The sequence below is a fragment of the Alteromonas sp. KUL150 genome (assembly GCF_009811475.1).
Lineage (GTDB): Bacteria > Pseudomonadota > Gammaproteobacteria > Enterobacterales > Alteromonadaceae > Alteromonas > Alteromonas gracilis.
Genome location: NZ_BLIJ01000003.1, coordinates 1 through 12,798, shown reverse-complemented (window position 1 = coordinate 12,798; position 12,798 = coordinate 1). Strand labels below are relative to the sequence as shown.

Sequence of the window (12,798 nt, the reverse complement as noted above, 5' to 3'; positions counted from 1 at the left end):
CATGTCTAACGAAATGGCTAACAGAACAATTAACGGTGCTTTAGCACCTTTATCTCCACCTCCCCGTTTGCTTATGGGCCCGGGCCCCATCAACTGCTACCCCCGTGTTTTAAGCGCAATGTCTACGCAGCTCGTGGGGCAATACGACCCTGTAATGACTGGATACATGAACGAAGTCATGCAGCTTTATCGCGATGTTTTTAATACCAAAAATCAGCAGACATTTTTGGTTGATGGCACGTCGCGTGCTGGCATCGAAGCCGTGTTGGTGTCAGCTATAGAGCCGGGCGATAAAGTGCTAGTGCCTATTTTCGGGCGCTTCGGGCATTTGCTTGCCGAAATTGCCGAACGCGCCGATGCAGAAGTGCATACCTTAGAAGTGCCGTGGGGCGAGGTGTTTACGCCTGAGCAAATTGAAGCTGCGGTTAAAGAAGTGAAACCAAAGCTCTTGGCTATTGTGCAAGGTGATACGTCTACAACCATGCTTCAACCTTTGGCCGACATTGGCGCTATTTGTGAAGAACATAACGTTTTGTTCTATTGCGATGCCACAGCTTCTATAGGCGGCAACCCGCTTGACGCGGATGCATGGAAATTAGATGCAGTGTCTGTGGGCCTGCAAAAGTGCTTAGGTGGCCCATCGGGTAGCGCCCCAATTACGCTTAGCGATAAGTTCGTTAGAACTGTGCGTACTCGCCACCATGTAGAAGCCGGTATTCGCGACGCGCATCACGAATCAGCCCGCGGACCGAAAATTCGTTCAAACTATTTTGATTTGCCTATGATCATGGATTATTGGGGTGAAGAGCGTTTAAACCATCACACCGAAGCAGCCAGTATGCTGTATTGCGCCCGCGAGTGCGCTCGCCTGCATCTAGAGGAAGGCCAGCAAAACGTAATTGCCCGACATAAGGTCGCTGGCGATGCCATGCTAGCCGGTGTTCAGGCTATGGGGCTTAAACCTTTTGGCGACTTGAAACACAAAATGTACAACGTAGTAGGGGTATATATTCCAGACGGTGTACAGGGTGAAGAAATACGCGAAACCCTTTTGTTGCGCTTCAACATCGAAATAGGCACCAGCTTTGGCCCTTTAAAAGGCAAAATATGGCGTATTGGTACCATGGGCTACAACGCCCGAGAAGATGCCGTACTGCACACGCTTCAATCTCTTGAAACCGTGCTGCGCATGCAAGGATTTAAGGCGCCGGCAGGCAAAGGAGTAGATGCAGCACTGGCCGTGTATGAAGACGCTAAGCTTGCGGGAGCGACGAATGGGTGAATTTGCTGAATTAGCAATTCAGGTTATGGCAAGGTGCGAAACATTAGGCACCTTAAGTCAAAACCCTTCCTGTCTGGACAGGCGCTATCTCACCGAACAGCATCGACTTGCAAATCAACTGGCCTCGGGCTGGATGATTGAAGCTGGCATGACGACGTGGCAAGACGCAGTGGGTAATATTTGGGGTCGCTACACCTCTAGCGTACCAAACGCCCCTCGGCTGATATTAGGTAGCCATTTAGATACCGTGCCTAACGGCGGTAAATATGATGGAATGCTGGGTGTTGTTGCTGCTATCTCGCTGGTCGCCATGTTCGATGGCACACAAACCAAGTTTCCTTTTCACATCGATATTGTGGGTTTTTGTGATGAAGAAGGCACACGATTTGGCACCACGCTTTTAGGTAGTAGAGCACTAACCGGAAAGTGGGAAGACCAGTGGCGCTTTTTAAAAGATGAAAACGGAATAAGCCTTGAGCAAGCCATGGTGAACTTTGGTTTGAACTTCGACGCGGTAAACAGTGCAGCTATCGCTCGTACTGATATTTTAGGCTACCTGGAGTTACACATTGAGCAAGGCCCTGTTTTGGAGCAAGAAAACTTGCCAGTGGGCGTAGTCAGTGCAATTGCAGGTGCAAAGCGTTTTAATTTCACTATAGAGGGCATGGCCGGCCACGCGGGCACAGTGCCAATGTCGATGCGAAAAGACGCGCTTTGTGCAAGTGCAGAAATGTTATTGGCGGTTGAGAATATCAGCCTACAGCGCCCAGGCGTAGTAGCGACAGTGGGTAAAATTGAAAACGCGCCCAACGGCGTAAACGTTATTTCAGGTCGCACCCGCTTTTCGTTAGATATTCGCAGTGAAGACGATAATTTACGAGATTCTGTATTGGCAGAAATATTGCAAAAATTTGATGAGATTGCGCAAAAAAGGCAGTTGACGCTTAGTCGAGAACAAACCCACAGCGCGCCAGCAGTTCACTGCGATGAATATCTAAAAAAAGCGCTGGTGCGTGGTGTTGAGGAAAGTGAAATTGCGCCGCGGGTGCTTGCATCAGGTGCGGGGCACGACGCGATGGCGATGGCGGATATTTGTCCTGTCGCCATGTTGTTCACTCGCTGTAAAGGAGGCATTAGCCACCACCCGGCTGAATCAATAACTCACGATGATGTCGCCGCAAGTTTGTCTGTACTTTATAAAACCATTAGCAAATTACAGCATGCTTAGTTGTAACATTGGTTGAGCAGCACTTTTTAATTTTAACAATGCTTTGCTTCAATAAACGCATATTCTATGTTTGCAAAGCTTTGTGAGGTCTTCTTTTGCTCAATATTGAACCACTATAGTTTTAAAGGGTTGATAATGAAAATAACAAGGATTTACAACGATGAAGCAGGCAAAAGCCACTTTGGTGAAGTGGAGATTGCTCTTAAAGACGGTGGCCCTATCGGGATGCTTTCAGAGAAGTTTGGCGCAGATAAAATTATCTTTCGCGAAACGCCGGCAGACTACGACTTCAAATGGCATCCAGCCCCTGCTCGCCAACTGCTTTTCATTCTGAAAGGTCGAGCAGAATTTACTGTATCAAATGGCGAGCGCCACGTGTTTGGCGCGGGGGATGTGTTGTTACTAGAAGACACAGAGGGCGAAGGCCATTGTTCTCGCGCTATGTATAACGAAGTGCGCCATTCAATATTTGTTACCTTAGGTGAAGGCGTTGCGCTATAAAACCTATTGCTTATCCCGTTTTCCTGCTGATAGTTAAAGTGCGCCAGATTGGCGCATTTTTTTGTTATAGCACCAAGATGGGGCTCCTTAATTACCAGTGCTATTCGCTGCTGACAAAATAATCATTTAACTTTCGTAAATTCAACCACTTAAAAAACCCTCACCATACAGACCATTTGGTCAACATCTTGCAATATTCCCGTTTTATCTACCTTTTGCATGGAGTAAGGGAATAAGCATGTCTTCCAGCAACAACGAGTTAATATACGACTTACATGACAATCCAGCTTTGCTGCCCGCTCTTACGGCTGCTTTCCAGCATTTATTAGCAAGTTTCGTTGGGGTAATAACACCTACGCTTATTGTCACATCCTCGTTGGGTTTAACTGAACACACACCTTATTTAATTAGTATGGCGCTTTTTGTAAGCGGCATTGGCACAGCCATCCAAACTAAGCGAATTGGCCCGGTTGGCAGTGGTCTTGTGGCCATTCAAGGCACAAGCTTTGCGTTTATCAGCGCATTGATTTTGGCCGGCGGTCAGGTAAAAGCAAGTGGCGGAACCTCTGAGGATGTTCTGGCGCTGCTATTTGGGCTCACCATGGCGGGCGCGCTGGTAGAAATTGTATTCAGTTTTTTTGTAGGCCGACTACAACGTATTATCACTCCGCTTACCACCGGCATTGTTATTACTGCAATAGGTCTAAGCTTGATTAATGTGGGAATGACAGACCTTGCGGGAGGATTTAATGCAAGTGATTTTGCCAGTACCGACAACTTGCTTGTAGGTCTGGGAGTCTTATTGATTATTGTATTTTTGAATGCATCGACTAATCACTGGCTTCGATTAAGCGCTATTTTTATCGGCATGGCTGTGGGCGCAATTTATATCGCTTTAACCAAAGGGTTAGATTTTAACGGCTTATCTTCACTTTCTATTGTTGCCATTCCCACTCCGTTTGCCTATGGCATCGATTTCGACATCAATTTGTTCCTTCCTGTCGCGCTTATTTACTTATTTAGCGCAATAGAAACGGCAGGCGACCTTACGGCAAACAGTCTCTTCTGTAAGCAGCCAGTGAGCGGGCCTGTGTATTTAAAACGAATTAAAGGCGGCATTCTTGGTGACGGCGTAAATTCGTTGCTTGCCGGTATGTTCAATACGTTTCCCAACACCACATTTGGACAAAACAACGGCGTGATCCAACTAACCGGAATCGCCAGCCGTAAAGTCGGCTTTTTCGTTGCGGGGCTATTTGTGTTTATAGGGTGCTTCCCCATCGTTGGCGGAGTTTTACAAGCAATACCGAAACCGGTTTTGGGCGGCGCGACCTTGGTTATGTTTGCCATGGTAGCCGTGGGCGGTTTAAAACTCTTGGCGAGCTATGCGCTTGATAGACGCAGTAGCCTAGTCACTGCTTGCGCGTTAGGCATGGCCATTGGCGTAATGATGGTGCCACAGGCGCTTGCGCAACTGCCTAGCTGGCTTGAAAATATTCTTCTATCGCCTGTTACTTCTGCAGGGCTTACCGCAGTCATCTTAGAATTAACCTTACCTGGTAAAAAAGTGAACGGTATCAGCGAGATAAAGCCTACCCCGAAATCATCTACTCCTGTAAGCACCATTGTAGGAATGCAGACAAAAGCGGAGGACGTCTCCTCCCTTTTTAGTGCAAAAGCGCGCTAAAAATCACCTCAATGGTGCAAGTATATTGAAAACCTTATTTATTAACATAAAGACAACAATATAAGAACAATATTATATTTTAAAATCCATATAATTCAGAAACTTAAATGCATGTCAAAAGTTGACCAATTGGTTAAGCAGTTGGCATTCATCCTGCTAAACCTCTTGCATTACAGCAAGACGCAGTAGAAATACCGCGTTAATAAAGCCCTAAATGGGCAAATAAAAATAATGAGGAAACCATGAAAAACACTACATTCAAATTATCTCCTCTGGCAAAAGCATTAGCGATAACAACTGCAGTAGCATTGTCGTCACCCGCATTTGCTCAAGAAGAGAAAGAAGTTAAAGAGAAAGATGTTGAAAAGATTCAGGTCACTGGATCACTTGGCAGCTTACCAGGCCAAGACGTTGAGTCTGTATTCGGGTTCGGCAAATCTATTCTTGAAACACCGCGCTCTGCTTCAACCATTTCGCAAGAGCAAATGGAGCGCTTCAACGTTTCTGACATCGATGAATTGGTAGCTTTTGCACCAGGAACATTCACACAGTCTTTCTTTGGTGTAGCCGGTTCACTAGACGTACGTGGTACGCCTGGTGAAACCTATTTTCGTGGTGTTAGACGTTTAGATAACCCGGGTAACTACCCTACCCCTATCGGCGCTTCAAGCCGAATTGATATTGTCCGAGGTCCCGCTTCTCCTATTTATGGCCCTGCGAAAATTGGGGGCTATCTAAACTTTAATCCTAAGTCGGCGCGAGCCTCTGGCGGACAGTATTTAGATGCCCCAACAGGTGCACTTTCATACACAACTGGCTCATGGGATAAAAGTATCTTAACTGCCGAAGTGGGCGGTCCTGCGAGTGTTGCTGGTAAGGAGATGGGGTATTACATCTATGGTGAGCTAGAGAACTCCGATAGCTACTATGATAATACTCAAACTGATCAAACCGTGCTTCAGGCGTCATTCAACATAGATATTACTGATAACCTGCGCTTCGAATTTGGAGGTATGTATCACGACTATGATGGCAACCAAGTGGCGGGCTGGAACCGTCTGACACAAGAATTGGTAGATGATGGTACCTACATTACAGGTACTGCTCAGCCTCTGGATACTGATGGTGACGGTCAAATCAGTCACGAAGAATATGGTGCTGTAAATATTGCGGGCGAAAGTTTCTTCTACGTACCTGCGTCAAGCTTCACAGATGATGAAGCTACTGCGCTCATGCAGCTACAAAACGTAGGTACTACAACGCTTAGCGGCAACCAAGTACTTGTTGCACCTGATGACCAACTAGGCAACGAAGCCATTACACTTTATTTCGACACTATTTATTACTCGGATAACTGGGAAATTCGAAACCAGTTTTTCTATGATGCCTACGATAATATTAACGAAAACGCCTACGGTTTCTCACAATTCCACGATAGCTGGGTTGTAGAAGATAAGCTTATATTTGCAACAGAATATGAAAATGACGGGTTACTTGCACAGTTCCAGTTTTCACCTTCAGTACGTTACACCGACTTTAAACATGGTGATGACTTCACTTATGAGTACTTTAACCGTCGTGATTTGACTATGCCGTCATCAGCACTTGACCGTCGTCTTCTTTCGACGCGCTCAGGTAAAAACTTCGATAACTACGATGTGGGTAATTATCTAGACTTGGGCGTCGCTGCGATGACAGACTTAACGTGGGATTGGGGCTTGAATTTAGTCCTTGGCCTACGCTACGACACCATTGACATTGAAAGCACCTCTCGTACTGACTTACTACTCGGTGCAACGGGCGAGGAAACGCCCGTATATGCTGAGGAAACGGTTGACGGTTGGTCGTGGAACGCAAGTATTTCATACGAGTTCGAATTTGGTTTAATTCCTTATTTCACTGCGGCAGAGCAAGCGACGCTAGTTGCAGGTCAAGGTGCTGAGATTGGAGTTGGACAGCTAGGTGACGGTAGCGCCTTTGACACATCTGAACTTATTGAGTTCGGTATTAAAGGTTCATTGTTAGAAGACACGTTATATTTCGCACTTTCTTCATTTGAACAGGAACGTACCGACTTCAACGCGCAAAATACGGTTACTAACAACACGACTAACAACAAAGGTACTGAGTTTGAACTACGCTGGGTTGTAAATGACAACCTCGTCGTATCGGCTGGTTATACAAACATAAAAGTTATTAACTTAACGGCGCTTGAAAACGGTAATCAGTTTGGCTTCTTAGGTGCTGAAGACCTAGTTAACCTTGAAGACCCGTCTTTGATCTTTGGTGGTAATGTTATTGGTCTAAACTTAATCGGTGAAGGTTTCAATAACACTGATGGCCGCAAGGCAGGTATTCCTGAAAATATTTACACGCTTACAGCAACGTATGACTTTCAGAATGGCTATGCGGCTAACGTAAGTATTGTCGATGTTGAAGAAGTGGCGTCGGGCTTCTCTGCTGCGGTTACTTTGCCTGCGTACACCCTTGTAAATGCTGGTTTATCCTATCAAGCAGAAGACTGGGCGTTTAACTTAACAGTTAAGAACTTAACCGATGAGCGTTATTTCCGTTCTAACTTCCCAGACCTATTCGGAAGCCAAATAGTACTTCCTGAATTACCGCGTCACTTTAACGCGAAATTCACTTACTCGTTCTAGGTAACGAAATCTGCGAAGGTTGTCGTGTTAAAGCATAGACATTAGCGCGACAGCCTCTTGCAATTTGTCTCCTCTCTTTTACTAAAGAGTCCAGTATACTTTCTGAAAATCACTTCAATACTGGGCTCTTATTAGGATTTTTCCCCATGCATATTGCTCTTCAAAAAACTGTTAATTACCTTAATCCTCTTTTAGCTTTCACCATATTGCTTAGCTTTTCATTTACCGCAACGTCGGCAGAGGTTAATGCTCGTGGCATAAAACCGATGAAAGTGAAGGTGGTCATCGTAAGTATGTTTGAAATTGGAGAGGACGAAGGCGATGCACCAGGCGAGTTTCAACTATGGAAAACCAGGCAGGCGCTAACTACGCGATATGCTGTCCCACATGGCTTCCACGATATTTACGCTAACGAAGAAACAGGAGTAATTGGGCTGGTTACAGGGATGGGAATTGCGCGGGCTTCTGCTGCCATTATGTCGTTAGGTTTAGATAAGCGGTTCGATCTTAGCCAAGCCTATTGGTTGGTGGCTGGTATTGCGGGCGTGGACCCCGCCGACAACACTATTGGAAGTGCTATTTGGACCGATTATGTTGTAGACGGTGACTTGGCCCATGAAATTGATGCACGAGAAATACCTGCTGACTGGGAAACGGGATACTTCCCGCTGTTTACCCATGCTCCCTACGACAATGCTGACGCAGTAGATACAAGCAATAGCCCTAACGGCGAAGTATATGCACTCAACATCTCCCTAGCAAAATGGGCTTTTGCTCTTACAAAAGATACCAAGCTTTTAAATAACGAAGCAATGGACATTTTAAGAGCAAAGTATACACATTCACCGCGAGCAAAGGCTTTACCTGGTGTGTCTATGGGCGCGCATTTATCGGCCTCTACGTTTTGGCACGGCGAGAAACTTAATGCATGGGCGAATGATTGGGTCTCCTATTGGACGAAGGGAAAAGGAAATTTCGTTACGTCAGGAATGGAAGATTCCGCAACACTTCAAAGCTTAACTTATCTAGATAATGCGGGGCTTGTAGATAAAGAACGGCTTCTCATTTTACGTACTGCGAGCAATTTTACAATGCAGCCTCCAGGTTTAGGCGCTGCAGAAAATCTAAAACGTGAAAGTTCGGGAGATGGCTATGCCGCGATGGGCGCAGCAATAGAGGCCGCATATCGGGTGGGCTCTCAAGTAACCGACTACATCGTTAAGCACTGGAGAGAAGTGCAACATTCAATACCTAACGCACAGTAAAAGCAAAAACCGCTTAGTTTAAAAAGTTATGTTGCTGCTAAGCGGTGATGGACTTTGCGTTCAATGCTACTCTAACCTGCGCCGTAACATCATTTTGTACAACGGGTTTTGAAAGAAAATCAGACATTCCCGCTTCGCTACAGCTAACTTTATCTTCGGCAGTAGTGTTAGCGGTTACGGCAACAATTCTTCCGTATTTTGATAGTAGCCCTTCTTGCTTAATAATTTTTGTTGCGCTCATCCCATCGAGCACTGGCATAGCACAGTCCATAAAAATGAGATCGTATTTCTTCGCCCGGGCCATTTCGACGGCAACCTCGCCATTATCGGCTTCATCTGGTACGTAGTTAAATTTTTCAAGCATGGAGGCGAGCACAAGGCGGTTAATATCGTTATCATCAACAACCAATATATTTAGCGGTATGTTAAGAAGCTCGGATGATAGCTCAACGTCGCTTTTCACCTCTTTTTCTAGCGACGCCATTTCAACAGGTATCGCTATATCAAAACATGTCCCCATACCAACTTTTGAACGAACCTCTAGCTCGCCGCCCAATTTATCAATAAGCTGATTGACTATAGACAACCCTAAGCCACTACCGTTTAACTCTTCAGACGCACTTGCCCTGTCGTTCTGGAATGGTCTGAATATGCGAGACAAAATCTCCTCATTCATACCCACCCCCGAGTCTTCAATTGAGGCGAGTAAAACAGGAATATTGCTCTGTTGTTTAAGCGTAATTTGAATAGAAATGTAACCTTTAGAGGTGAACTTAACGGCATTTGACAGCAAGTTAGTGAGGACCTGGCTTATCCTTGCAGCATCTCCGTTTACATAAGTCTTTTCGTCAAATGACAGAACAGCATACAGCCTAATTCCTTTATCTGCGCATCTACCTTTGAACACGTCGACGATATCTTCGGCCAACGAACGCACACAGAAATCACTGTAACTTAGCGAGAATTCGCCATTTATTATTGAGGTATAATCGAGTACATCGTTTATCAAAGCCAAGAGGCGGTCAGCGCTGTGCAAAGCAATATCGGCCTTTTTAATACGCACATTGTCTTTCTTTTCAAACCTAATTGCCTGAAGCATGCCAGTGATACCATTAAGAGGAGTCTTTAATTCATGACTGATCCTTGAAAGCAATAAGCCTCGCTCTTTTGAAGCAGCTTCGGCTTCTTTGCGGCGAGCGTCAAGCTCCAGCCTAAGTTGCACTGATTTGTTCACATTCTGGCAAGTACCAAATAAGCGAGTACACCTTCCGTTTTTAAACTCTGCCATTCCATGAGTTTCAATCCAAACCGAGTTTCCCTTGGCAGATATTAACTCAAGAGTTGCGGACCAAGGCTCTCCAGTTTCAATGGTATGGGAAACAATCCGACTAATTTCATCCCGGTTAAAACCTTCTTTATAGAAACTAATTGCGTCTTCTATCGTAGGTTTGAAATCATCACTCACCTCATGGATGCGTCGCGTTTGGGATGACCAAGTTAGAACATCATTGATAATATCAACTTCCCAAGTTCCTATGCTCGCAACGCTTTGTAGCTTTTCATAGAGGGTATTCTGATGAGACTCCCCTTTTTCTAACTCAAATTTTTCTAACGTGACGGCTAAACAGTCGTCTAAAAGTGCGACTTTATCAAGGTTAACTGGCAACTCAGGGCATGCATTAATAAACACGAGGAAAACGTGTTGTCCATCCAAATTGTGAACGCGACCGCGAATATATTTTTCAGCGTTAAAATAAGTCGCAAACCATTGTTTGAAGCCCGTAGAGGCTTTTGCGCTATTTGCTGGAAAACTATTTTCAATGGGAATACAGGAAGCAAACGATGGTAATGTTTTGAAATTAGGCGGGTAAGCAGATGATGCTTTAATAATAACATCAACAGCTTCATCTTCAATTTGCAGAAGCAAGCCTTGGAACACACCCAAGGTGTCGCACCCACGCTGAACAAGGTTGGATAAAGATGTTTTAAGCTGCTCTTCCAACTTAAAATTTAAACTCGACTGCTCGTCAAAATAAATCATCTTCCGATTCCTACGCTTAACACTCGTTATCCAAAGTCACCAACAAACGCCAAAACGCTTATAATGCAAAATATTGTTATCTGCGTTAAATAATAGCTTGGCTTAGTAGTCAAGGATATTAAACAATAGGATAGGTAAAACGTTACGCTCTAAAGAAAATTTAATCTGTGCCAAGGCCTGTTGCGCCTCGTTAACACTAGAGTTTAACGGTACTTATCCTTTCGCTTGATTTCTACCATGCTCTTTGGCTTCAAAAAGAGAAATGTCGGCATCTTCAACAAGAGCGGAGTAATCGTCGTCAACTACATCTGCAGCTTTCCAAACCGCAAACCCAGCGCTTATTGAGACTCGCCCTTCTATGCCCTTGCCGTGTGGAATACTAGCGTTAGTTACTGCTTCGACCAATTGCTGTGCGACAATTTTTGTCCCTTGGTAATCGATATAAGGTAACAGTACTAAGAACTCCTCTCCTCCAAATCGGATAACCGCATCCTTCGGACGTTTAACTGTGTCTGAAATAATTTTCGCCACTTTTTGGAGACAAAGGTCTCCCTCAAGATGCCCATAGTTATCGTTGAAGAGCTTAAAGTAATCAATATCGATCATAATTGCCCCAATATTGCTTTGATCTCTAGCAACCTGCCTTATAAGTAGCGGAATTTCTCTAGTCAAGTAAGTACGATTGTAGAGACCTGTTAGCTGATCATGAAACGTCATTTTTTCTAAAAACTCAGTTCGAAGCTTATTCTGAATATGCGTTTTGATGCGATGGGTTAATGTAGACGCATTAACTGGTTTCATAACGAAGTCGGACGCGCCCACCTCCCAGCATGCATTTTCACTTTCCACATCCAAAGTAGAGGTTACAAAAATAACTGGGATTTGACTGGTGACGGGTGATTGTTTGAGAGTATTACATACTTCTAAGCCGTTAATATCAGGCATATTCATGTCTAGCAGTACCAAGTCTGGCGCATTTTCAGCACAGTATAAAAGTGCCTCGTGGCCAGATTCAGCCGTCGTGCAGCAAAATACGGGTTCTAATATTGACTCTAAAAGCATTCGACTTATCGGCTCATCGTCAACGATAAGAACATTACATTCTGTGTAGGGCTTAATTTCTTGTAAATTCATTAAATTAGGTAATCTTTACTGATAAGACAGTAGGGTCGGACTGCAAGCAACTTTAGAAGAATCGATGATAACAAACCTGAGTTTAACATTATGAATTTACAAATCTATTGAAAATTCAGGATTTTATTCCTCGTCTTGCATACTTCTATAACAAGGGCTTTAAAGAACTACACATCATACAATTGCAGTACCAACACTTTTTGTGAAAAAAACCTTTCATGATAAATCTCGCACCTGTTTATTCACAAGCATTTCAGTATTATCTGATATACAAAGAATAGAATTAGCCTTTAGTATATTTGCCATATAAATCAATGCATATTGGCGACTTAATCATTGACTCTACTTTATAAATAACGAAATATTGTCTCAAGAAAATTGATTGGTGATAACAATGCATACCTTAAGCGATGGCTCCCCCCTTTCAAAAGAGCAGTTATGGAACAGAGATGCTGCTGTAAGTCGCCTTGGCGGAAATGAAGGGTTACTCAACCGTATCGTTGACATGTTTTTGGCGCAAATAGAGCAAAAGCGTGAATTACTAAAACAAGCTGTGACGGATAGCGACTTAGAAGCCGTGCGATTCAATAGTCATTCCATGAAAGGAGTAGCTGGTGATGTGGGTGCTGATGCTATTCGTGGCAAGGCGGCGACAATTGAGCTAAAAGCCAAGCAGAATAATGTCAATGAACTGCACGAAGACATGGAAGAACTAGAAGCCCTCATTGAGCAAACGATTCAAGTGATGCGTGCCTGACGTCAGTCCTGCTAACGCCATATGCCCTGCTGAGGCCAAAACAGTTCTTACCTCGATGGATAATTTGGTTGCAGTACATGAATTGGATTAGTGCCGGCTTAACCTGCCACTTTGCGTGCCTATACGTTCACTATTGAAAGCCCTTTATACCGTGAGCGGCGTTTTAAAGGGCCAAAGTTTTTTAACCATTAAAGATTCTGTTTGTCGTTAAAGACTTTATTCATGGTTAAAGACACTTTAACC

The 12,798-nt window shown here is 44.3% G+C and carries 9 protein-coding genes; 7 read left to right on the top strand and 2 right to left on the bottom strand.

Going from position 1 to position 12,798, the window contains the following annotated elements; all coding sequences use genetic code 11:
- Nucleotide 1 precedes the first annotated feature (1 nt).
- The 6 genes from GVO62_RS00410 to GVO62_RS00385 all read left to right on the top strand — a co-directional run bounded on the left by GVO62_RS00410 (nt 2) and on the right by GVO62_RS00385 (nt 8,623).
- A complete protein-coding gene (locus GVO62_RS00410) occupies nt 2-1,282 on the top strand; it encodes a pyridoxal-phosphate-dependent aminotransferase family protein (protein WP_159117266.1) in 1,281 nt (426 codons plus the stop codon).
- Nucleotides 1,275-2,510, top strand: a complete 1,236-nt coding sequence (locus GVO62_RS00405) for an allantoate amidohydrolase (protein ID WP_159117265.1) — start codon at nt 1,275-1,277, stop codon at nt 2,508-2,510. The genes GVO62_RS00410 and GVO62_RS00405 overlap by 8 nt, the downstream gene beginning before the upstream one ends.
- A 135-nt stretch (nt 2,511-2,645) precedes the next feature.
- A complete protein-coding gene (locus GVO62_RS00400; protein ID WP_159117264.1) occupies nt 2,646-3,011 on the top strand; it encodes an AraC family ligand binding domain-containing protein in 366 nt (121 codons plus the stop codon).
- Nucleotides 3,012-3,249: 238 nt separating this feature from the next.
- The gene (locus tag GVO62_RS00395; protein WP_236547019.1) at nt 3,250-4,698 is read left to right on the top strand and encodes a uracil-xanthine permease family protein; all 1,449 of its coding nucleotides are present in this window, start codon (nt 3,250-3,252) and stop codon (nt 4,696-4,698) included.
- A gap of 242 nt (nt 4,699-4,940) precedes the next feature.
- The gene (locus GVO62_RS00390) at nt 4,941-7,358 is read left to right on the top strand and encodes a TonB-dependent siderophore receptor (RefSeq protein WP_159117263.1); all 2,418 of its coding nucleotides are present in this window, start codon (nt 4,941-4,943) and stop codon (nt 7,356-7,358) included.
- Between the two features lie 146 nt (nt 7,359-7,504).
- Nucleotides 7,505-8,623, top strand: a complete 1,119-nt coding sequence (locus GVO62_RS00385; RefSeq protein WP_159117262.1) for a purine nucleoside permease — start codon at nt 7,505-7,507, stop codon at nt 8,621-8,623.
- 37 nt (nt 8,624-8,660) lie between these two features.
- Here GVO62_RS00385 and GVO62_RS00380 read toward each other — a convergent pair whose 3' ends face one another.
- The gene (locus GVO62_RS00380; RefSeq protein ID WP_159117261.1) at nt 8,661-10,664 is read right to left on the bottom strand and encodes an ATP-binding protein; all 2,004 of its coding nucleotides are present in this window, start codon (nt 10,662-10,664) and stop codon (nt 8,661-8,663) included.
- Nucleotides 10,665-10,877: 213 nt separating this feature from the next.
- Nucleotides 10,878-11,798 (bottom strand): diguanylate cyclase, encoded by a 921-nt coding sequence (locus tag GVO62_RS00375; protein WP_159117260.1) that lies wholly within the window; start codon nt 11,796-11,798, stop codon nt 10,878-10,880.
- A 394-nt stretch (nt 11,799-12,192) separates the two neighbouring features.
- Between GVO62_RS00375 and GVO62_RS00370 the strand changes: the two genes are divergently transcribed.
- On the top strand, nt 12,193-12,555 hold the full coding sequence (locus GVO62_RS00370) for an Hpt domain-containing protein (RefSeq protein WP_159117259.1): 363 nt from the start codon (nt 12,193-12,195) through the stop codon (nt 12,553-12,555).
- The last annotated feature ends 243 nt before the right edge of the window (nt 12,556-12,798 follow it).